Consider the following 20,515-nt stretch of genomic DNA (forward strand, 5'->3'; position numbering starts at 1 on the left):
CAGCCCCTCAATCACCGTCTTCGTCAGTGTTTCTCGCGAGGCGCACACCGCGTTCGTCGCGGATCAATGTTTCTCCTTCGCCCATAACGGCGCTCAGCTCAAAGGCTTCAGGTTCTTCAACACGAGCCGAAACTGTCTGCTCTGGCTTTGCGTCATTGTGGAAATATATGATTTGTTTCCAGCAGCGCGCGCTGTCGTCGCCCAAAATAATCAACAAGTCACCTTCCGCCGCCATATTCAGCGCGTGGTCCACTGCTTGTGTCTCGCCGGGGATAACAGTGATAGCGTCATCTGGCACACCGTTATCCAAGAGGTTCTGACGCAGCATTTGCGGTATTTCATCGTCGCCGCGCCCACGACGGTTGTCATCTGCACGACAGACAAAGTGATCAAATTTGCCAGCGATAGTGCGTGCGATTTCAGCAACATCTTCGTCACGCCGATCTCCCGGAACCGCCACGACCAACAGCCGGCGTCCTGCGACATCCATGCGAGATGCTAGATCGGTTATCGCGTTCACGGCGGCGGGGTTGTGGGCATAGTCCAGAATAACTTTGAAGGGGTGTTCTTCAAAAACATTGGTGCGGCCGGGCGCTTGAAAGAAACTGGTGTCAAACGTTCGCAGACCATGGCGAATGTTGTCCAAATCAACGCCAAAACAATACGCCATAGCTGCTGCAAACATGGCATTTTGCACGTTAAACAACGCCTTGCCTTCCATCGCAGCGGGGATCAGATGAGACCACAACACAGGCATGTGCAGCCCGTGGTGGTATATTGTGATCATATCGCCGTTCATGCCTTTTTCCAAGGCGACTGCCATACCACCGGAACGGATATGTTCCTTGACCAGAGCGTGTTCGGAATTCATCGTGATATAACAAATTGATTTTGCTTGGCAAAAATCGGCCATGCGCAGGCAGTTGATGTCGTCAGCATTCAGAACCGCTGTTTCGGTTGCTGTTTCGACCACGACACGTTTTACCACAGCAAGTTCTTCAACAGTGTTGATGCCGCGCAGTCCAAGGTGATCTGCTGTTACATTCAAACAGGCAGCCACATTTGATCGTTGATACCCGAGGCCGCTTCGTACCAAACCTCCTCGTGCGGTTTCCATGACCGCAAAGTCAACGGAAGGGTCACGCAAAACGATCTGTGCTGATTTGGGGCCAGTCATGTCCCCCTTGACGCTTAGTTTTCCATCTACGTAGACGCCATCGGTCGACGTCATGCCGACATGTTTACCACTGGTTTTCATAATATGCGCAAGCATGCGTGAGGTTGTTGTTTTACCGTTGGTTCCAGTGATTGCTGCGATCGGAATGCGCGCCTCTGTTCCTATAGGGAACAGCATGTCGATTACTTTTCCAGACACATCGCGTGGAGTGCCTTCACTTGGGGCGACATGCATACGGAAACCGGGGGCTGCGTTGACCTCGACAATAGCGCCACCAATGTCTTTGTATGATTGGGTGATATCGTCAATAAGGAAATCGACCCCTCCCACATCCAGACCCAACGCCTTAATTGCGCGTTCGGCCATATCTCGGTTGTCGGGGTGTACGACATCTGTCATGTCAATCGCTGTACCACCGGTTGAAAGATTGGCGGTGTCCCGCAGAAACAGTTGTTCGTCCTTTGGCAACACAGTCTCGCTTGTGACGCCGGCATCTGCCATAAGGCGCATCGCCTGATTGTCGAGTTCAAGATTGGTCAGGACCTTTTCGTGGCCAATACCACGACGCGGGTCGGTGTTAACCTCTTCGACCAACTCGGCAATTGTCTGCTTGCCATCGCCTATCACATGACCGGGGACCCGTTTGGCTACGGCAACAAGTTCATTGTTTACAACCAACATTCGGTGATCAAACCCAGTTACGAAGCTTTCAACCAGAATCGAGCGGCTTTTGCTATGCGCTTTCGCCTCATCAAAAGCGGTACTTACTTCTTCGTCAGTGTTGAGATCGATCGAGACGCCACGCCCGTGGTTGGCATCCAGCGGTTTGACAACGACCGGGTGCCCAATGCTTTTTGCAGCTCTCACTGCTTCCTGCGCGCTATAAACCATACGCTGGTGCGGTACAGGTAAGCCCAAATCGTTCAGAAGGTTGTGGGTGTCTTCTTTGTCGCAAGACAGTTCAACCGCGATGTGACGTGTTTCCGAGGTGATCGTCGCCTGAATACGCTGTTGGTACTTTCCGTGGCCAAACTGAACCAGAGAATAGTTGTTTAGCCTGATCCAGGGAATATCACGTTCTTCGGCGGCCTTGACCAATGAGCCGGTCGAAGGGCCAAATTCGCGGCGTTGCGCGCTAAGAACATACGAGCGCAGTTCATCTTCCCAATCAAATGCATCGTCAAATTCATAGTCGACCTGCGATTTCACAGGCGCAGGCAGCAAATGCATCAATAGGCGCATCGCCAATTGACCTGCAGCAAGCCCAACATCGCGCTGCCCATAAGCATAGACCATATTGTACTGTCCGGGGTCACCAGTGCCACGGGTGCGTCCAAAAGAAACGTCGGTGCCCGCGACACCCTGAATCTCCAGAGCGCAATGTTCCATAATATGGCCCATCCAAGTGCCTTCGTCTTCGCGCAGGCGCCGAATGAAACCACCGGGTTCACGATAAGAACAGCCATGTTCTTCAAGCCCCGGCAGTGCATTTATCAGACCATCAATAAACTCTGTACCTAACTTTACGGATGGCCATTCTTCAAGAACACCCAGATCGACAACGTGACGAATGACCGGAAAACTGGCCCAGACATTGGGCCCCACAAAAACATTGGTCGAGACTATTTTCATTGATGCATTCTCCGGTTGGTTTTTTGTTTTGTCAGTCTACCTTGATTTCCGCTGCAGCGAGGCTGCAAAAACTGGCGTGATCGTCCGGTGCGTATGCCTGACGGTTGGTCAGATCATAACGGCATCCTTCACCCATAACGTCAATGCGCAATCCCAGAAGGCTGATTGCCTCGCCCTCACGCGCGTCCCACATTGATGAATGGGTAAGGTGGCTCGCGTCAACGGTTGTAACGGTGCCGCTGCCAACAACTTCGAAAACATTATCCGGGCCAATAAACGCGGCAGTATCTTCGTCAATGCCAAGTCCGATCAGAAATGGGTTGTAAGACGTACCCGTCAGCAAACGCCCCAGTCGATTGCGCTGGGTAAAATGTTGATCAATGATAACCGCATTGGTCAATCCCATCCCAGGGGCAAGGCTGACATTCCCGACAGCAGGTGCGCTGTTGCTGTCGCCTCCTGCGACCATGTGCTCGGACATGATCGACGCTCCGGCAGAGGTGCCTGCAACTGGTACGCCTATCGCATTCTGCCGACGAATTTTCTGAGCGACCAATGTGCCGCCAAGAATTGTCGACAGGCGCAACTGGTTGCCGCCCGTCATAAATATGCCTGTGGCGCGGTCGAGCATTTCAGAAAACTCTGGGTTTTCGCAATCAACGCGCCGGGATATGGGCAGAAACTCCACATTCCCCGCTCCAAGATCCGAAAAAATTCGATAGTAATCCGGTCCGGTTTCTTCGAGCTGAGAGGCCGTGGGAATAACCACTATATCGGCGTTTTCGCCACCGGCCAATTCAACAAACCTGCGGTGGATCTGCATTTCCTTGACACGGTCTTCGCCTCCACCAATGGGAATGATAAATCCACGATCCGCCGTGGGAACAACTGGTGCTGGACACATTTCAGATTTATTCTTTCTTGCTACTTCACAGTTAGGCAACCAATGCGGCTCAGTTGCTTTCGTAGGTTCCTAATACGACCGCCGTTCCATCGCGTACATGCCAAAGCCCGCGGGCCATAACATCCCGCACTTTGGTTTCTGCGTCGAGCACGACAAGATCTGCGTCCATCCCCACTTTAAGTCGCCCTTTGTGCTTGAGTTTAAGCAAATTGGCAACATTTGACGTTAGCGGCGGCAGCGCTTCGTCCAAAGTGATATTTTGGTGGACAAGTTCTTTCAATGTGTCTGGCAATGTTCCCGATAATCCTACGCCGAACCGGGTCAAGCGCCCCTCGGCGTCAAACGCGGGCAGGCAACCGCCGCCGTCTGAGCTGATTGTCAGGCGATCTGCTGGAAATCCTCCTGCACGATATTCCAGAAAAGCGTCTGCCGCCGAGATGCCGGGCTCAGAATGGCCCTCCGGGAAAGCTGTCAAATCAATGTAACAGCCCCTGCGGGTCAGATCTTTGGCTTCGCAGAAGAGCGGTAAGTTGCGGTTCACATGTGTTGGATTGAAGACCCGTGCTGGGATTTCAGACTTGTCTAGTGCAGCCCTTAGCAAGGTTAATCCCCGTTCGCCATCACCCATATGACAATGCACGATACCGGCCTTACCCGTCATGAGACCGGCAACATAAGCGTCGCTTGCCACGCGCAAAAATTCATCAAGCGTGGGCTGGCTCGAGCGGTGGTCGCTTACAGCAAGCTCACCGACACCAATGATGGGGTCGATAAACACGATGTCTCCGCGTGTGCTGCCTGTGAGTGTGGTCAAAGGAAGATGGTACCCTCCTGTGTGGCACCAAGCAGAAAGACCCTCTTCGCGCAAACCATAAGCCTGCGTGACAAGCGTTTGGGTGTTGCGGGTCAGATCATCGGTTCCAAGAACTCCAACGACGCTTGTCACACCAGCTAAAGTAAACTCTGACAAAAATACAGGCGGCACCCGGCTTGCGGGGCCTGTTTCGCCTCCTCCGCCAGTAATATGGGCGTGCGCATCTATCAAACCGGGAATTACAGATTCACCGGTAACGTCGAGAATTTCGACGCCTAGACGAGAATCCAAATCCGGCAGATCTGAGCCAATATAAACAATTTTTTCGCCTGCCAGTAAAATATGACATAGCCCTAGAGGATCAGGGTTGAAAACATTCGCGTTTTTTATAAGTTTGAGCATCGAAACCTCATATAGCCTAGAAAAACAGGCTCGTCAGGTAGCGTCATTTTCGAAAATTGATCAAGGTCTTTGTTGTCCATAAATACTCTGTCTGAAATCAGCAGTCGTGGGGCAGATTTGAGAAATTAGCATCAGGAGGATTTTTGATTCATCATCAAACCGAAGATGGTCCGACGTATCTGGTTGATCGCGATGCCCTGTATCTATCCCCGAAAATACTGCCAGAACGCTTCCAACTGCAGTGGGTGAACCGGTTTTAGCCGGTAACTTTAGCGGCTGATCGTTTGTCACACCCGCCGTACAAATGGCGCGCATTTACGGATTTCGTTCAGGATGTTTTCGACCAGTTCGAACTGTGATTGCCCGTTGATGTCTTCGAAATAGATATGGCTGGGCCAGGATTGACCCACATGGTTATCTTCGGGCAAATTGACCGTTTCGCATACGCGCTTGATGGCGGCCACGTATCCGCGGGTCTTCTCAGCCGTTTCGGCCTTGGTCGCCGCCAAATCTTCGATACTATTGCGATCAATCTCAGGTGATCCGATGCCGACCGTCAGGGGCATATTCCGCTGGATCACCTGTTCCTCGTAGAACGAGATATCCACCTTGTCGGATTCCAGCCGCATAATGAAGATCGGGTTCACACTGACCTTGGCGTCCGTCAACTTCAGCAGCTTGCTTTTGCCTCCGGGGGCATCTTCAGCAACTACTGCGCCACGGGGGCGTGAGGCGCGAACCTTTTTCTGGACTTCGGTCACGAAATCGCCGCGGTAGTTATTGTCGAACACACGGTCGGCGTAAAGCTTGTCCCGGAGCATATGACGGATCGAGCGAATGGACATGTTCTGGCAGTTTTCGGGCCCAATGAAAAAAGGCGATCCAGAAGCATCCGAAAGCTCAGTCCAACCATCAGGGAATTGTTCAAAAAAATGGTCCATCCACGGGGCCAGAACGGCGTCACCAAGGTGGTCAAGCAAAGCGTTAACAGTCTCGGGGTCATTCACGACATCTGCCAGCAAGGGTTCCTGCCCATTGATATCCGCCGCAAGGCTGTAAGGGGTCGAGATTTGCAGGGTTGGAGCAACACCCGTCGGCTCTTGCGTCACGCGCATAATGGCATCGATTACTGCAGGCACGTTGGTTGTGAAATCGGGTGTGCCAAGTTCGTGCAAGTTGGCTTTGTTGATTAATGTTTCATCTGGATCGGCCCCCGCTGGGAACCTATCAGGGTACATCGTCTTCTGGCCAAGAGGCTCACAGGTAAAAGCATAGAGGGCCCATGTCATATAGAATTTCCTAAACCCCAACAGGCGGCTGACGGCAAGATTGGCCCGGACATATCGGTATGGGTCAGTGTTGTAATAATCCCAAGATTCAATGCCGTAGAGATCATTCAAAAGCGCAAGCGTCAGCATATGTACCGAGGTGGTTGCGTGCACCTCGTTGGCGGGGACTGGAATCGTGAAGTCTTCGTCAAAAACCCCGGCAATGGCAGCATCGAAAAATCGGTTATTTCCTGTTTTGCCTGCGCGTCATCCGACTGCCATCGCATCCAAAGGTGCAGGCCAGAAGGGAATGAATAATCTTCGATATTTGCCATTGTCTGCGCATCCCGCTTCTTTTAAGCCTATCATTACTTGATACGGAAAAAACAACCCAATTGGCTTGTAGCGCTGAAACCGCTTTTCGTAATATTCCAGAGTCGCTGTCTCCAAGCCATCTATTCTATCAAGATAGAGGCATTCCGCCCCGCTCGAGCTTCATCCAATGAAACAAAAAGAGACGCTGCAAAAAAGCATTAACCCAAGAGCCGAATTACGAATTTGCCCCCCGGCTTTTTTGCAATTATTGGCCAGTCTTCCGGATAGGCAGTTGCGTGTCAAGCTATTGAAAATCAAATCTTCAGGGTTCTGTTTCCGACTTCAGACATATGCGGCAGCACCACTTCGCTCAATGACGCTCCAGCCATAACCCTAACCGGCATTGTCAGGGCATTGACACGTTAAATCGACGATCTTGCGCGACAAATCCGCTTCCTCTTTGTGTCGCCGGATTCCCAACTTTGATCGTCCGTTTCCTGACAATTGGGGCGAACCACTTCAGCGGCGGGATCAGGAGGAGGCAGGTTTAGAACCGAATTCAGCTGAATTTTGTCTCGCCTTCGCCATACTTTTGCCATTGCTGAAACCTTCAATGGTGCGTGTGAGCCCGATCCGGCAAATCCGATCCAAATGAGAATGCACGCTTCAATGAACGCCATCAGCATTGTCCCGTTTCGAAAAGACAACAAACCCGCCCCGGATAAAACCGGTGCCCGGTCTGTCACCTTGATTGTTCCTGTTTATAACGAAGAAGGGAGCATTCAGGCCTTCCTCGACACGGTAACCCCGGTCCTTGAAGGCATCAGGTCGCAGGTCCGTTTCGAAATCCTTTTCGTCAATGACGGTAGCCGTGATGCCACTGAACGGCTGATCATGTCCGCCGCCGCCGAGCGCGGCGATATCGGATTGCTCAATCTATCACGCAATTTCGGCAAGGAGGCGGCGTTGTTTGCTGGCCTGTGCCATGCTGAGGGCGCGGCGGTGATCCCGCTTGATGTCGATTTGCAAGATCCCCCCGAAGTGATCTCGGAGATGATCGCACGCTGGCTTGCAGGAGCCAAGGTTGTGAATGCACGCCGGGCTCGCCGCGATGGCGACAGCCGTTTCAAGAACCTTACCGCCAACGCCTTCTACCGCGTCTTTAACGCGATGGCAGAACAGCCAATCCCGCGCGACGTGGGTGATTTTCGCCTGTTCGACCGCGAGGTGGTGAGTGCGATTTGCCAACTTGGTGAACGGTCGCGTTTCAACAAAGCGCTGTTCTCCTGGGTTGGGTTCGAGGCCGAGGAGGTCACCTTTAAACGTCCGGCCCGGGCTGCCGGCGAAACCTGCTGGTCGTACTGGAAGCTCTGGAAACTGGCACTCGACGGTATATTCGCGTCCTCCACCGTGCCTTTGCGGATATGGACTTATATCGGCATGGTACTGGCACTGGCGTCTTTGGCCTATTCCGCATTTATGTTTGCCAGAGTCCTGTTTTTTGGTGTCGATGTCCCGGGCTATGCCTCCACGTTGATACTGATCCTCGTTTTCGGCGGCATGAATATGTTCGCATTGGGCATCATCGGCGAATATGTCGGCCGCATCTATACAGAAGTGCGTCAAAGGCCAGTCTATATAATCCGTTCTCATCACCGCTGCTCCGACAAGGAAGACTGACATGGAACGCTGTGTCTATGAGCGCATGGATGAACTCGAAGCCCGGCATTGGTGGTTTTCCGCACGTCGCGAGATTATCGCCTCGTTGATCCAACCGCTTCTGAAGGAAAATCCCGATGCGGCGATCCTCGAAGCCGGTTGTGGCAGCGGTGGAAATCTGTCGATGCTGCGTCATTTTGGCAAGGTTGATGCTTTTGAATTCGACAGCGTCGCTCTCCAGGCGGCCGAGGAGAAATCGGGGCTCGACATCCGTTTTGGTGCATTGCCTGACGAGGTACCCTTCGAAGACAATCGCTATGATCTGATCGGTCTTTTCGATGTGCTCGAACATGTCGAGGCCGACGAGTCGTCGCTTGCCATACTGGCCGAGCGCCTTTCTGAACGTGGCAAGATACTCGTTACAGTTCCGGCCTTCCCCTTCTTGTGGTCGAAACATGATGAAACTCACCACCATTTCCGCCGCTATACCCGCGCAAGCCTTGCCGAGGTGGCAGAAAAGGCTGGTTTGAAAGTCAGCCACAGCAGCTATTTCAACACGTTCCTCTTCCCGTTCGCCGTGGCATCGCGCGCGATCAAGAAACTGATGGGTAGCGAGACGCCTGATGATCAACTGCCTCCGGCATGGATCAATGGGGTACTCACCCGCGTCTTCGGTGTCGAACGGTACCTGCTTGGGCGTATGCACCTGCCATTCGGCCTCTCGCTCGCCGCCGTTCTCGAAAAGGCCTGATTCCGCCATGGTTGGGCAACTCATCCGATTCGGTGGCGTTGGAGGTATGGCCACGCTTGTTCATGTCATCGTCGCGATGATGATGCGAGGGACCTTTGGGTTCTCCCCGCTGCAGGCCAATTTCACAGGCTTTGCCAGCGCGCTTCTGTTTTCATATCTCGGTCATGCGTACTGGACTTTTGGGAAAGGCCTGAGCCGAGAGGCCCAATTTCTGCGTTTTCTCTTTGTTGCGCTGGTTGGATTGGTGATCAGCAGTGGCGCAGTCTTGCTTCTTGATGTGGGGCTGGGTCTGGATTTCGGAATCGCGATGCTGGCCGTCGCCGTTTTGGTGCCAACAGCAACGTACCTCGCGCTGCGCTTCTGGGTTTTCGAAACCACCTCCCCGAGGGAGGATACGGACTGGCTCGGGTTGGGTCTGTCGGGTGCGCTTGCACTGGCGGTTCTGGCGCTGTTCTGGGGACGAACGGTCAATCATGATACCGCCTGGTATCTGATCGCAACCCGGGAATGGCTGGACGGGGCGGCGCTTTATGTCGATCTCATTGAGGTTAATCCGCCTCTCAATTTTTATTTTACATTGCCTGCAATCGGGCTCGCTGATCTGTTCGGGTTCAGCGACACCAATGGCGCGTATTTGACACTGGCACTTCTGTTTTTCCTGATCCTGTGCTGGTGCAGCACGATCACCCGCGAGGAGCTTGGCTTCTCCAACAATCGTCACGCATTTATGCTGGGTGGGATTGCTGTGGCGTTGGTGCTGCCAGCGCTCCAAAACTTCGGCCAGCGTGAACAAGTCATGGTGATCCTGGCGATGCCGTGGTTGCTGGGCGAACTGGCATCGACCCCGGCTCCTCTCAGACGACAGATGACGCGCGCCGCTGTCGCAGCGCTGGGCATCTGCCTAAAGCCATATTTCGTTCTGTTTCCATTGGCCTTGACGATGCTTCAGGTCCTGCGCCAAAGGTCACCAAGACCGTTCTTTTCGGTCGCGAATCTCACTTTTTTGGCGGTCGGGCTAGGCTATATCGGCTATGTTTTGGTCGTCCATCCCGCCTATCTTTCACAGATCGTTCCAATGGCACGAGAGGTCTATGGAGCCTATGGTTCGTCGGTTGAAATCATGTTTAACAGAATCGCAATAGAGATCCTGCTGGCGCTGGTCCTCGCACCTGTGGTTTTGTCCCGGTGTCCGCGGTATCCCGATGTTGACCTGTTCGCAGCTATGGCTCTTGCTGGACTTGGTTCCTATTTCTTGCAGGGAACAGGGTTTGCGTATCACGCGATCCCATTTCGCGTTTTTGCGCTCATAGCCTTTTTCTTCGTGATTATCCGAAGTTCTCAGCCCAAAAGTGTGTTGATCACCACCAGTATAGCTGCCGCGATCCTGATGGCGATCAACATCGAGCGTGGTTTCTACCATAATTACTCTGCACAGCAAATTGCTCATGTGGCGCAAGATTTGGGCAGGGTGGACAGCCTGATGGTGCTGAGTTCACATGTCGATGCCGGGCCATCCGCAGCGATTGCAAGCGGTGCCAGATGGGTCAGTCGCTATCCTGCAAACTGGCTGGTGCCCGGTGCGCTGAATCGCCTGGAAAAAACGAACTGCGCGAACGAGCCCACAACCTGCGCCCACCTTGAAGCTATTGCCGAAAGGAACCGCGCAGACAACCTGGCCGATATCGCCACCTCCCACCCTGATTTGCTGGTCTTCGATCTGAACGCAGGTTACTTCGATGAGCCCGGCTTCTCGTGGGAAACTTTCATGGCGCAGGACCCCGAGTGGTCCGAGACTATTAAAAATTATAGAGAAATCGGAAAAACCCAGCGCTACATCTACTATCACTACACGCCAGAGCCCCAAAAGGGTCTTGTCAGAGAAAACCGGCTTGAAGCGGGCAGTGCGGCCTTCTAGCTTTTTTGCATGATAAAACGCAGTCCATTTCCATATTTTCGAACGAGCCCAGAGTGTCCGTCATGCGTAAGGGCTTTTTCCGACCCAGAAAAGGCCTGCCTTGACCAGTGCGTTTACGGTTTCGACAGCTTTCGCATGATGACCACGATGCAATAAAATCCGGCGCTGACGATGAGGAGAACAAGTTCGTGGATGCGCTGCCAAGTTGTGATCGCTATCGGGCAAAAAGTTGATCGACGCTCCAGACATTTGTGTCAAACGAAATACTTTCCAAAGACTTGGAACTGCAGCGAGCGCCATCAACAAAGCGGGAACGAGTACATTGAAATAGGGCATGGGATCCTTGGTTAGATTATCGTCGGATCATGTCAGGCTAACCGCTATGGTGGATTCGGCTTGGCGCAGCCGGAAAGCTCTGCTTTCTTCCTTCCACTTCCAGGCAATTCGAACGGCCACGAGCAGGGCCACGATCTGAATGATCATAAAGAACACGTTGTCGAGGTCCGGATTCAGATTGGTCATCACGGTCATGGCAATGGCGAGCGGCGCAGCGACTAGGTTCAACCCGCGATTGATCCCTTTGCGAAGAACAAGCGATAGCAGTGCCATCAGGATCGGAAATTCGGCCATGATTCCGCCCAACAACATCAGCCCTTCGGTGACTTCGACACCATTGATCGTGCCCGACATCACTTGTTCAAGCATTCCCGGTCGGCCCAATTCATGCATGTCGCGTGCGAACAAGTTGAGCATGTAGAAAATCCATAGTGCTGAAAGCAGTGTGTTGTTGCTGAGTTTCTGGTTCCACATTTTGGGTATTCTCCATTCGGAAATTTCGACAAGCGTCGTGTTTGACCGCAAAATACATATAAAAAAATGCTTGTATATTGCCAAATTGTGTCTCTGCTATATACGTGAATCGATGACTCAAATATCAAAATCATTCGACTGGAATCAGGCAAGGGCATTCCTTGCAACTGCCGAGGAGGGTTCGCTTTCTGCAGCCGCGCGTTTGCTTGGCCAGAGGCAGCCGACATTAAGCCGGCAGGTCGCCAACTTGGAACAGGATCTTGGTGTCATGCTGTTTGAGCGCGTTGGCCGCAGGTTAGTGTTAACCGAGCCTGGCGTTGAATTACTAGAGCATTTCAAGACGATGGGGGCGGCTGCTGATCTCGTGTCACTGGTTGCATCAGGTCAATCTCAGACCGTTGAAGGCAAGGTTTCCATTACAGCCACCGATGTCTTGGCGACGCACCTTTTACCTCAAGTTCTGCGGCGGATAAGAGACGTCGCACCTAGTATCAATATTAGTGTAATCACATCGAATGAAGTGCGTGACTTAATGCGCCGAGAGGCGGATATTTCTATCCGGCACGCAAGACCTGAGCAGCCAGACCTCGTTGGCAAAAAGATTGGTGAGGTGTCTGCCCACCTCTATGCATCCAGTCGATATCTTCAATCGTATGGATATCCCGAAACGGTCGCCGATGTCTCAGGGGCGGAGTTCATCGGTTTTGAAAACCCTGAGCACTTGCTTTCAGCGTTGGCGGCTCGGGGACTGTCGCTGACAGATCGAAACTTCAAGTTGTCTACCAACAGCGGCCCCGCGTATCTGGCAATGGTGGGCGAAGGGCTTGGAATCGGCCTTTTGTCAAAGGAAATAGCTGCGACGATGTCGGAGCTGACGCCGGTTCTCCCCGAAATCAATCCGATTGCGATCCCTGTTTGGCTTGTGACCCACCGTGAATTGCATACGAGTCGCCGAATACGCCTTGTTTTCGATCTGCTGGCCGAAAGCTTGCTTTGAACGCATTGCTCAGGCCAGCTTTTCCCGGTGTAGGTGACGCTGAGTTTTCTGCAGTTCGTGCCTTTGTCGAATGGAATTGCGCACGGCGCTTAGACCGTAATCGCGGAGCCATCTTCGCCCAACATAAACTGGGACCTCATGGGTTTGCCATTTTATTTGAACATAGGTTCCGAGCAGTGACCAGCGCGGCATACAGGCAATAAGCAGGCCGCCGGGTTTAAGAAACCCGGACCACCTCCTCTAAAGCAAGGCTGGGTTGCGGTAGATGCTCAAGCACATGTCCAGCCATGACGATATCGAACAATTCATTTTGGAAGGGTAGCGCAGTGATGTCTGCTTGTGACGGAGCGACATTCAATCCTGATTTCTGTAAGTTCTTTTGCGCACGCGCGATCATATCAGGCGCAACGTCGATTCCAGAAAGGCTGATACCGGAACGAACCGCCTTGCTCAGGGCTTACGAAAGTGTTCCGGCTCCCAATCCAGCGTCCAGAACGCGGATGTCGCTGCCACTCCCTGGATTATGATGGCCCCGCAAGAGTTTGTGCAGCATCGCCATCATAGAGCCGCACGGATAGAAAGAACTTAGTTGTTAGCAAGCTAGTTACTAATGCGCAATCGCCAGGCGTTTTCTTCGATAACAGACAGACCTTCAGGTGTGGCGATCCAGCAAGACCCGTTTTGGTCTTGCAGTACGGCTTTAACCTCATCTCCGGCGAGGCCGTCGGCCGCGCTGATATCGGTCCAGTGGTCCCCATCAAAAATGCTGAGGCCGTCATATTCATACCACTGTCAAATACGCCCCTCTAAATCCTCAAAGACAGACCGCACCTTTCTGCTTTCAAGTTCTGACTCTCGTTCAAGCTTCTCCCACTTATTTTGCGAAAAAAAGGCTGACACCTCCACGCCCGGCAAAGCCGGTTGTGACCCACAATACTCCGGTCTGATCCTCGATAATGTCTGTAACCGAGCTATGATTTAGATCTTGTCCAGCAGAGTAGCTTTGCCAACCAGAACTTTCGCTAAAGGATAGAAGCCCGCCGTTTGTGTTGGAATCTGAACCCAACCAAAGGGTATTCGAACTATCCAGAAAAATTGTACTGATGGCTGTAATCTTCGTTTCTTCAGGCAACATGACAGGCTCAAAAGTACCGTCCTTAAAGCGTACCAGCCCGCCCTCACCACCGACCCAGATGTTTCCCGAAGGTTCTGCCAGAACCATATACACTGGGCCCGTTAGCCCAATTTCACCTGATGAAAAGTGATGCCACTGCCCGTAGTCAAACTGTGAAACACCTGCATCGTGTGCCACCCAAAGGCTACCGCCCACAGAATTCTGTAGCGCGCGTATGTACCTTAACCCCTTCACCTCAGTTGGCGTAGCCAGAATGGTCAATGTGTCCCTGTCAACAATGGTCAAACCGTCACGTCCTCCCGCCCAAACTTCGTCGCCAACCGTAAGCAGGGCTGAGACTTCTCCAGGTTCTCGTAAAACCACCCAACCAGGGGGAAGCGAATTGATTTTCCTGAGGTCAATAAGCGAGACAATCAAAGCAACACCAACCAAGACCACCACTGCACCAATGAAAAACTGGAGGCCCGATCTGAGTGTGTTGTGGAGTTTTTTATTTCCCCAAATATTACCCATTTAATGCAATCACTTTAGCGCCTTTGATCACGTAATTTCTGTCACAAAAATGGCTAACTTCCTTCAAGTCGTGCGTAACAAAGATCAGCGTCATTTTGCTGTTCTGCACGATGCTCTTTATCAACTCCGCCAACTCAGTTTTTGCAACACTGTCAAGATCGGTGAGTGGTTCATCCATCAGTAGAATTCTTGGCTCTGGTGCGAGCGTGCGCGCGACTGCGACGCGCCGCTGTTCACCACCAGACAGCGTGCCGGGCATGCGTTTAGCCAGATGCGTTGTTCCGGTTTCGGATAAAATTCGGTTCAGGTGCTCAGCAGCGTCAGATTTTGGCAACTGCTGAAGCCCAAACAAAATGTTTTGCACAACATTCATGTGTGGCCAAAGAGCCGAGGCCTGAAACACAAAACCAACTTGCCGCTGATGCGGTGGAACAAGGGTCCGGCCAGATTGACTTGTCAGTTTGCTTTCAATGCGGATGTCGCCGCGATCAGGCGTATCAAGACCAGCAATCAGACGCAGAAAGGTGGTTTTCCCGCAGCCGGAAGGCCCTGTTATGGCGACGTGGGTCCCAGTTTCGATTGTCAGGGATACGTCATCGAATATGGTTTTTCTTGCCAAGGATTTGGTGATGCAATTAAGCGAAATCATGTCTTTTTCCCTGGTACTTTTGGTAGAAAAAAGCGCCAGCTTCCGGCCACTCCAAACAGAAAAATTGCATAAATTATCGTTAGCAGCGGAATAACAAGGCACAGGCCTGCAACCGTTTCGGTGGCACCGTAGTGCATGTAATTGTAAATACGGATCGTTATCGTGCCGGTTCCCGGTGGAATGGTTAGCAGTGATGCTGGGAGCTCTCCCAGCGCCAGTACAAACATCAGCAGCGAAGCGGCAATGCATGTGCGCATCATCAAGGGCATATGAATCTGCACCCAAAAACGAAAGCGATTTGGCATAAGAATTCTTGCGGCGTCTACGGGCATGTCTGACTTCAGGGCTTATGGGACAGATTAGGACGATTTGATAAGAGAGGATTTCTGGCTCATCGTAACCACCAAGGAGTGGAGATGAGACAGACATCCGGAACACGTAAGAGCCACGGCGACAAAGTCGTTAAAGACATCCGTCGTGCCACACGCAAACAGTATTCAGCCGAAGAGAAGATCAGGATCGTGCCATGCAGCGCTTCCGGCAGATGCGGAGTTTGCAGAAATTCGTCGCCGTTCACTCCTCCGTCCATAACCACTTCAATCAGGAACGCGCGCTCTGCAGCAGAGATAATTTCAAGATAATCTGAAGCGCCGCCCTATCCGAATGGCGCCAGCTTTGTTCCGCATAGGTTCTGGCATTTGGCGGCAAACTGAGACTGGTTCGAAATAGTCTGACACCGCCACCAGAACTGCAACCTGTCGTAACTTCGCGACAATCGCCTCTGACTCCGGTTGCTTGATGGTGATCTTTGACCATCCGATTACGTTCACATGGGGCAAACCATTTCAAAGTGGAAACTAAAAAAAGTATATACAAACGATCTACAATAGAATAGCAAACTATAAGCTAATATGGAACTGGACGATGCCCGAAAAGAAAAAACCGAGGAAAAAGCACCTGAAAGACAGTCAGTTGATCATCAGAATCAAAGCGTCGGACAGGGACCGGTTCGTTTCGTTGTGCGATTCACTCGACACGAGTGCCGCGCGCGAGATCCGCCGCTTTATCCGCGATTTTCTCAAGGAACATGAGGATCAGTCCTAAAGGCAATAACCCTTTTAACATAGGAGAAACCCCAATGGCCAAGAAAGCCAAGATCAAAGCACTTAAGAAAGAAGTCAAAGCGCGCAAATCCAAAGTCGCGCGTCAGAGCAAAAAGCTGAAATCCGCAAAAAAGGCGCTGAAGAAAGTATCCTGAACAGCGCAAATCAATCGACAGGATCGGCCACCGGGCCGGTCCCTTTTACATCCCGTCACTTTGGGTAATAAGGAATTTTTCAATGACATTCATCCTTGACGTACCGGGAATCGGACCACACCTAGCTTCGAAGTTGACCGAAAAAGGCATTTCAACAGCGGAAGAATTTGCGGCGATATCGCCCACAGCTTTGCTTGAGGTTCCGGGCATCGGCGCGCGCCGCGTTGAAATCCTCCTTAAAGCGGCGCGGCAGGTCATCACCGATGCTCCGAAAGTATATCCAAAATCGCACAAAGCCTCTGTGCGGGCTGCGGCGTCCAAGGTGTCGGGGGATGCCCGTGCCAAGGCCGAAGACACCGCCATCGCCGACGAGGCCATGACGCCAGCCGTACCGAAGAAAGCCGCTAAAAAAACCAACAAGAAGAAAGCGGACAAAGGAAAAGCCTCGAAGAAGGCGAAAGCCAAAAACAAGTCGAAGGAGAAAAAACAGGCCTCGAAAAAGAAGTCCAAGGAAAAAGCCGCTGCGGCCAAGAAAGCAGCCGCCAAAAAGTCAAAGAAGGCCGCGGTCAAGAAGGGCAAGGCGCGGAAGAAAGACAAGAAAGACCGCAAGTCCAAAAAGAAATAAATGCGCCGCTGCAATGGGCTGCCTTCGGTTTCTCTCCGCTCACCACCCACACCTCACCACCACACACCACCCAGCGGCTCAGGTCTTCGCCTAAAACCCACACTTGAGTTCGTTCGCACACTCAGCCCTCGTTGCTCTCGGTCATCCTCCGTTCGAAGTGTTCGCGTCGTTTTTTTTCGAGCTGCGGTTTCAACTGGTCAATGCAACACTTTAATCTTTTAGGAAAGATGGAGTGAGCAGGATGAAGTATCGTCAACGTACATTTTACACGGACAAGCAGAAGTCAGAGATTTGGGATCGCTGGCAAGGCGGAGAGTCGATGAGTTCGATTGGACGTGGGTTTGATCGCGCGTCCTCATCGATTTATCCGCTCCTTGCCTGTACTGGCGGCATTCGTCCACCAGACCGCGTTTAGCTTTAACACTTGCAGATCGCGAAGAGATATCACGCGGTCTTATTGCCTCTCAGTCTTTACGATCCATTGCCCGCAATTTGAAGCGACCTGCATCGACCATCAGCCGTGAAGTCAGGCGCAATGGTGGCGCTAAACAATACCGAGCAGCACCGTCAGATGCAGCCGCGTGGGACCGTGCCCACCGCCCAAAGCTCTGCAAACTGAATGGTAATGCCTATCTCTGCCGCGCAATATCAACCAAACTGATCCGCAAGTGGTCCCCGCAACAAATCGCAGGCTGGCTGATGCGCGAACATCCAGGTGATGCGAACAAGCGCGTTTCACACGAGACGATCTATCGAAGCCTGTTTATCCAAGCACGCGGTGTACTTAAAAAGGAGTTGCTGGCGCATCTGCGAGCCACGCGATCCATTCAACGGTCTCGTCACGCTACCTTGAAGCGCAGCGGATTGGGTGAGTTCAATGATGCAATATCGATCCGTAACAGGCCTGCAGAGATCGAAGATCGGGCAGTGCCAGGACATTGGGAAGGCGACTTGATTGCAGGCACTGGCAACAGCTTTATTGCGACATTGGTCGAACGCCACAGCCGTTTTGTGATGCTGGCAAGGGTTGGCAACAAAGACAGCAACAGCGTCATTCAGGCATTGATCAAACAGTCACGCAAGTTGCCGAAAGAGCTGTATCGCTTTCTGACTTGGGATCGCGGGACAGAGATGGCAGGACATAAGACCTTCACCTTGGCGACGGATATCTACGTCTTCTTGTGCGAACCACATTCGCCGTGGCAACGCGGTACAAACGAAAACACCAACCGCCTGCTGCGACAGTACTTTCCAAAGGGCACGGATTTGACGATAAATTGTCCAGCAAAGCTGAGCGCTGTCGCAAGGCAGCTCAACGAACGACCTCGTAAGACGCTCAACTACGAAACACCTGCCGAGCGTTTCAATGCATGTGTTGCGTCGATCCGTTGAAACCGCCCCGCAAAGCAGTCATCGACATAAGTTGCTGCGAATGGCGGCTCAGCGAGACGAAGCAGACACTGCAGAGTTCTCAATCAAAGGCCGCTTTCATAACAGGCGCACTAATCTGATGTCTCGGACGAAGTATCTGAAGGGCCGACCCAATCTGGGTCTTTGGCGACAAGTTCAACGGTGTTGCCGTCAGGATCGAAAGTAAAAACACCGCGCCAGCCGACCCAGTCAAAATACTCGACATTATAGTCGCGCCCCAGCTTTTCGTACCAGGCAATTACCGCGTCCTGTTCGTCCCAGGGCAGGCTGAGTGCAAAATGGTGAAGCGATGAGGATGGACCAGTTTTCGGCGGCGTCACGCTTGCGCGGGTCCGGCCCGCTCCCTCGACGTCATGGTTAAACAGGGCCAGTATGGCGGTATGCCCGGCAAAACCTTCGGCAATACGGAGAAACACGATACGGCCATTGTCCGGATCATTGAGTGGCTCAAGCCCGATCACGTCACGATAGAATGCAACCATAGCGTCAAGATCAATGCACCTGATGGCGATCTCGCCAATGGCGCGGGCTTTGAAATTTCGCTCAGACATACGTCTCCTCGCTTTCTTTAACGTTAAGGCCTGGAGATACCGGATGCCCGGAAATCTACGTGTTGCGGTATCCAGTTGCAAATATTCTGCAATTTCGTCGCTGACATTTGTTGATCGAGCATCGGCCCGTCTGCCAGCCTGCCATGATCTGCAACTGCCATTTCCGCGCTCTTCACGACGATACCTGATGCGCCGGCAAACCAGGTGGCAATGTCACCAACTTTCACCCCGGCCTGCGCTGAGGCATTGAAATGGCCGGTGAGGTCCGGGCGCTCCAGCAGCAGCCGATAGGCGCGGGCCAGGTCGTCGCGATGGACAAGCGGCCAGCGGATCCCGGCGTCACGCCAAATCTCAATCGGTTCGTTCCTGCGCGCATTCGACATGAATTGGGCAAACGCGCCACCGCTGGCATGGTAGACCATCGCCGGATGGATGATCGCCGTCGAAAAGACAGAAGAGGCCGCCAGCCGCGCGCCGTTTTTCACCATCCAGGAGAAGGCAGGTAACGGGTTGAACGGGCTTTCTTCCGTTGCGATCTCATCACCGGTTTCACCGTATAGCCAGCAACCACCGGTGTAGATGAACCTCGGTCGGGTTCCTGCGGTTTCCGCTGCCTGTGCCACCGACGTCAGAACGCATCTGTCCACCGCGCCCATATCGTCCTTGAAGGTCGCGGCGGCCTGGATGATACCGTCAGTAACCGGCACCACACCTGCCCAGGCCCCCGGGTTTTGCAGATCGCCGGGAAGCGGCGTTGCCCCAATGCGTTCGAGCTGCCTCGCCGAGCGATCTGATTGGCACAATCCTGTGACCTTGTGCCCGGCCCGCAGCAGTTCTTTGGTAACGGCGGTTCCGATCATGCCGGTTGCGCCAAGGACAAGGACTTTCATGGCCCGTTTCCTTTCTTCAATAGGTGAAAGTTGCCGCGGTGGCGTCCCCTTGGTCAGGTTCTGCCACCGCGGTTGCGGGTTCAGGCCGATGCGAGGTGCGGTCGCCGCGATGCCCAACCTGCCGCCAGCAGCCACAGGCAGAAAGCCGTCTCGGTGATTGCCGGCACGCCATAGGCCGGCGCGAACACCACAGAGAATTCGGGCACAAAAAAACGTAAGGCAGAACCGATCAGGTAGACGATCCCGGCCGCGGCAATTCCCGCACCAAGGACCTTCGGCACAAAACCAGAGCGCCAGATCAGGGCGCCGGTCATCAGACTGTTGAGCCCGAAGAACACCAATCCCAAGTCATAGCCATGCCCATGCAGGTTAAGAAACAGCGTCGCCATTGCCTCGGCTTGCCCAGGGGCCAGCACGGTGATGTCCTGCCCGGCGGAGATCAACAGGACCGCTGACTGCAGGTTCATCAGGTTGGAGGCAATGATGACCGATTGCACGAGGCGAAAGATCATTGCAGCCAGGGCCAGCGTGGGTGCGACCGGCCTGAACAATATGAAGAGCAGCACTGCGAGCCCGGTATCGGCCAACGCCATGATCAAGTCGAAGGCGATGGACAGGCGGAATCTGCCGAGAGCGGTAAGGATTGCCTTTGCGGTGCTTTCTGCGTTCGTCAGGTCGATCAACGGGCCGCGCAGGGCGACTTCGGAACTGATGCCGAAGACGATGATGGCAAGATAGAGCAGCCCGGCGAAACGCGCGATTGAAAGCTCGGATTGAGAAAGGTGGCGTCTCATGGATTTGGTCAGTTGTGCAGGAACC

Annotated in this window: 19 protein-coding genes and 2 pseudogenes; 8 read left to right on the plus strand and 13 right to left on the minus strand. The window is 53.0% G+C overall.

Annotation, left to right across the window (positions count from 1 at the left end; all coding sequences use genetic code 11):
• Positions 1-7: 7 nt before the first annotated feature.
• From cphA to J4E70_RS14655, 4 genes are all read right to left on the minus strand, one after another.
• Positions 8-2,809, minus strand: a complete 2,802-nt coding sequence (gene cphA, locus J4E70_RS14640) for a cyanophycin synthetase (RefSeq protein WP_213890389.1) — start codon at positions 2,807-2,809, stop codon at positions 8-10.
• A gap of 31 nt (positions 2,810-2,840) precedes the next feature.
• On the minus strand, positions 2,841-3,713 hold the full coding sequence (locus tag J4E70_RS14645) for a cyanophycinase (protein WP_213890390.1): 873 nt from the start codon (positions 3,711-3,713) through the stop codon (positions 2,841-2,843).
• Between the two features lie 49 nt (positions 3,714-3,762).
• Positions 3,763-4,929 (minus strand): beta-aspartyl-peptidase, encoded by a 1,167-nt coding sequence (gene iadA / locus J4E70_RS14650; RefSeq protein ID WP_213890391.1) that lies wholly within the window; start codon positions 4,927-4,929, stop codon positions 3,763-3,765.
• A gap of 287 nt (positions 4,930-5,216) precedes the next feature.
• Positions 5,217-6,347, minus strand: a complete 1,131-nt coding sequence (locus tag J4E70_RS14655) for a uroporphyrinogen decarboxylase family protein (RefSeq protein WP_213890392.1) — start codon at positions 6,345-6,347, stop codon at positions 5,217-5,219.
• An 834-nt stretch (positions 6,348-7,181) separates the two neighbouring features.
• Between J4E70_RS14655 and J4E70_RS14660 the strand changes: the two genes are divergently transcribed.
• From J4E70_RS14660 to J4E70_RS14670, 3 genes are read left to right on the plus strand one after another with little or no spacing between them, the layout of a single operon-like run.
• On the plus strand, positions 7,182-8,192 hold the full coding sequence (locus J4E70_RS14660) for a glycosyltransferase family 2 protein (protein WP_213890393.1): 1,011 nt from the start codon (positions 7,182-7,184) through the stop codon (positions 8,190-8,192).
• A gap of 1 nt (position 8,193) precedes the next feature.
• Positions 8,194-8,922 carry a class I SAM-dependent methyltransferase gene (locus tag J4E70_RS14665; protein WP_213890394.1) on the plus strand — a complete coding sequence of 243 codons (729 nt, stop codon included), beginning with the start codon at positions 8,194-8,196 and terminating at the stop codon, positions 8,920-8,922.
• A 7-nt stretch (positions 8,923-8,929) separates the two neighbouring features.
• The gene (locus J4E70_RS14670; RefSeq protein WP_281414308.1) at positions 8,930-10,837 is read left to right on the plus strand and encodes a GtrA family protein; all 1,908 of its coding nucleotides are present in this window, start codon (positions 8,930-8,932) and stop codon (positions 10,835-10,837) included.
• A 60-nt stretch (positions 10,838-10,897) separates the two neighbouring features.
• On the opposite strand, the gene J4E70_RS14675 is transcribed toward J4E70_RS14670, so the two are convergent.
• Both J4E70_RS14675 and J4E70_RS14680 read right to left on the minus strand, forming a co-directional pair.
• Positions 10,898-11,173: a hypothetical protein gene (locus J4E70_RS14675; RefSeq protein ID WP_213890396.1), complete on the minus strand. Its 276-nt coding sequence runs from the start codon at positions 11,171-11,173 to the stop codon at positions 10,898-10,900.
• A 27-nt stretch (positions 11,174-11,200) separates the two neighbouring features.
• Complete coding sequence (locus J4E70_RS14680; protein WP_213890397.1) at positions 11,201-11,647, minus strand: DUF6326 family protein; 447 nt, start codon at positions 11,645-11,647, stop codon at positions 11,201-11,203.
• Positions 11,648-11,759: 112 nt separating this feature from the next.
• Here J4E70_RS14680 and J4E70_RS14685 point away from each other — a divergent pair, with 112 nt between their 5' ends.
• Positions 11,760-12,644: a LysR family transcriptional regulator gene (locus J4E70_RS14685; protein WP_213890398.1), complete on the plus strand. Its 885-nt coding sequence runs from the start codon at positions 11,760-11,762 to the stop codon at positions 12,642-12,644.
• 217 nt (positions 12,645-12,861) lie between these two features.
• On the opposite strand, the gene J4E70_RS19715 is transcribed toward J4E70_RS14685, so the two are convergent.
• The 4 genes from J4E70_RS19715 to J4E70_RS14705 all read right to left on the minus strand — a co-directional run bounded on the left by J4E70_RS19715 (position 12,862) and on the right by J4E70_RS14705 (position 15,246).
• Positions 12,862-13,098 carry a class I SAM-dependent methyltransferase gene (locus tag J4E70_RS19715; protein WP_213890430.1) on the minus strand — a complete coding sequence of 79 codons (237 nt, stop codon included), beginning with the start codon at positions 13,096-13,098 and terminating at the stop codon, positions 12,862-12,864.
• A gap of 420 nt (positions 13,099-13,518) precedes the next feature.
• On the minus strand, positions 13,519-14,292 hold the full coding sequence (locus J4E70_RS14695) for a two-component regulator propeller domain-containing protein (RefSeq protein WP_213890399.1): 774 nt from the start codon (positions 14,290-14,292) through the stop codon (positions 13,519-13,521).
• On the minus strand, positions 14,285-14,941 hold the full coding sequence (locus tag J4E70_RS14700) for an ABC transporter ATP-binding protein (RefSeq protein WP_213890400.1): 657 nt from the start codon (positions 14,939-14,941) through the stop codon (positions 14,285-14,287). The genes J4E70_RS14695 and J4E70_RS14700 overlap by 8 nt, the downstream gene beginning before the upstream one ends.
• The gene (locus J4E70_RS14705; protein WP_213890401.1) at positions 14,938-15,246 is read right to left on the minus strand and encodes a hypothetical protein; all 309 of its coding nucleotides are present in this window, start codon (positions 15,244-15,246) and stop codon (positions 14,938-14,940) included. The genes J4E70_RS14700 and J4E70_RS14705 overlap by 4 nt, the downstream gene beginning before the upstream one ends.
• Positions 15,247-15,437: 191 nt before the next feature.
• Between J4E70_RS14705 and J4E70_RS19385 the strand changes: the two are divergent.
• From J4E70_RS19385 to J4E70_RS14720, 4 genes and pseudogenes are all read left to right on the plus strand, one after another.
• Positions 15,438-15,587, plus strand: a pseudogene (locus tag J4E70_RS19385) (IS6 family transposase); the annotation flags it as partial.
• A gap of 278 nt (positions 15,588-15,865) precedes the next feature.
• Entirely contained in the window at positions 15,866-16,045 is a 180-nt protein-coding gene (locus J4E70_RS14710; RefSeq protein WP_213890402.1) for a hypothetical protein, read from the plus strand.
• Between the two features lie 236 nt (positions 16,046-16,281).
• Positions 16,282-16,824 (plus strand): helix-hairpin-helix domain-containing protein, encoded by a 543-nt coding sequence (locus tag J4E70_RS14715; RefSeq protein ID WP_213890403.1) that lies wholly within the window; start codon positions 16,282-16,284, stop codon positions 16,822-16,824.
• Between the two features lie 241 nt (positions 16,825-17,065).
• Positions 17,066-18,216, plus strand: a pseudogene (locus tag J4E70_RS14720) (IS30 family transposase).
• Between the two features lie 110 nt (positions 18,217-18,326).
• Here J4E70_RS14720 and J4E70_RS14725 read toward each other — a convergent pair.
• The 3 genes from J4E70_RS14725 to J4E70_RS14735 all read right to left on the minus strand — a co-directional run bounded on the left by J4E70_RS14725 (position 18,327) and on the right by J4E70_RS14735 (position 20,490).
• Positions 18,327-18,806 (minus strand): VOC family protein, encoded by a 480-nt coding sequence (locus J4E70_RS14725; RefSeq protein WP_213890404.1) that lies wholly within the window; start codon positions 18,804-18,806, stop codon positions 18,327-18,329.
• A 23-nt stretch (positions 18,807-18,829) separates the two neighbouring features.
• Positions 18,830-19,696: an NAD-dependent epimerase/dehydratase family protein gene (locus tag J4E70_RS14730; RefSeq protein WP_213890405.1), complete on the minus strand. Its 867-nt coding sequence runs from the start codon at positions 19,694-19,696 to the stop codon at positions 18,830-18,832.
• An 80-nt stretch (positions 19,697-19,776) separates the two neighbouring features.
• Entirely contained in the window at positions 19,777-20,490 is a 714-nt protein-coding gene (locus J4E70_RS14735) for a DUF4386 domain-containing protein (RefSeq protein WP_213890406.1), read from the minus strand.
• Positions 20,491-20,515: the final 25 nt, after the last annotated feature.

The organism is Pseudohalocynthiibacter aestuariivivens (assembly GCF_018457175.1).
In the GTDB taxonomy this organism is placed as follows: domain Bacteria; phylum Pseudomonadota; class Alphaproteobacteria; order Rhodobacterales; family Rhodobacteraceae; genus Pseudohalocynthiibacter; species Pseudohalocynthiibacter aestuariivivens.

Bases quoted from the DNA above. Each gene is read 5' to 3' on its own strand.
- J4E70_RS14645 (WP_213890390.1), bottom strand. From the start codon at position 3,713: ATGTGTCCAGCACCAGTTGTTCCCACGGCGGATCGTGGATTTATCATT.
- iadA (WP_213890391.1), bottom strand. From the start codon at position 4,929: ATGCTCAAACTTATAAAAAACGCGAATGTTTTCAACCCTGATCCTCTA.
- J4E70_RS14725 (WP_213890404.1), bottom strand. From the start codon at position 18,806: ATGTCTGAGCGAAATTTCAAAGCCCGCGCCATTGGCGAGATCGCCATC.
- J4E70_RS14735 (WP_213890406.1), bottom strand. From the start codon at position 20,490: ATGAGACGCCACCTTTCTCAATCCGAGCTTTCAATCGCGCGTTTCGCC.
- J4E70_RS14660 (WP_213890393.1), top strand. From the start codon at position 7,182: ATGAACGCCATCAGCATTGTCCCGTTTCGAAAAGACAACAAACCCGCC.
- J4E70_RS14670 (WP_281414308.1), top strand. From the start codon at position 8,930: ATGGTTGGGCAACTCATCCGATTCGGTGGCGTTGGAGGTATGGCCACG.
- J4E70_RS14680 (WP_213890397.1), bottom strand. From the start codon at position 11,647: ATGTGGAACCAGAAACTCAGCAACAACACACTGCTTTCAGCACTATGG.
- J4E70_RS14730 (WP_213890405.1), bottom strand. From the start codon at position 19,696: ATGAAAGTCCTTGTCCTTGGCGCAACCGGCATGATCGGAACCGCCGTT.
- J4E70_RS14675 (WP_213890396.1), bottom strand. From the start codon at position 11,173: ATGCCCTATTTCAATGTACTCGTTCCCGCTTTGTTGATGGCGCTCGCT.
- cphA (WP_213890389.1), bottom strand. From the start codon at position 2,809: ATGAAAATAGTCTCGACCAATGTTTTTGTGGGGCCCAATGTCTGGGCC.
- J4E70_RS14710 (WP_213890402.1), top strand. From the start codon at position 15,866: ATGCCCGAAAAGAAAAAACCGAGGAAAAAGCACCTGAAAGACAGTCAG.
- J4E70_RS14715 (WP_213890403.1), top strand. From the start codon at position 16,282: ATGACATTCATCCTTGACGTACCGGGAATCGGACCACACCTAGCTTCG.
- J4E70_RS14695 (WP_213890399.1), bottom strand. From the start codon at position 14,292: ATGGGTAATATTTGGGGAAATAAAAAACTCCACAACACACTCAGATCG.
- J4E70_RS14665 (WP_213890394.1), top strand. From the start codon at position 8,194: ATGGAACGCTGTGTCTATGAGCGCATGGATGAACTCGAAGCCCGGCAT.
- J4E70_RS14685 (WP_213890398.1), top strand. From the start codon at position 11,760: ATGACTCAAATATCAAAATCATTCGACTGGAATCAGGCAAGGGCATTC.
- J4E70_RS14655 (WP_213890392.1), bottom strand. From the start codon at position 6,347: ATGCTGACGCTTGCGCTTTTGAATGATCTCTACGGCATTGAATCTTGG.
- J4E70_RS14700 (WP_213890400.1), bottom strand. From the start codon at position 14,941: ATGATTTCGCTTAATTGCATCACCAAATCCTTGGCAAGAAAAACCATA.
- J4E70_RS14705 (WP_213890401.1), bottom strand. From the start codon at position 15,246: ATGCCAAATCGCTTTCGTTTTTGGGTGCAGATTCATATGCCCTTGATG.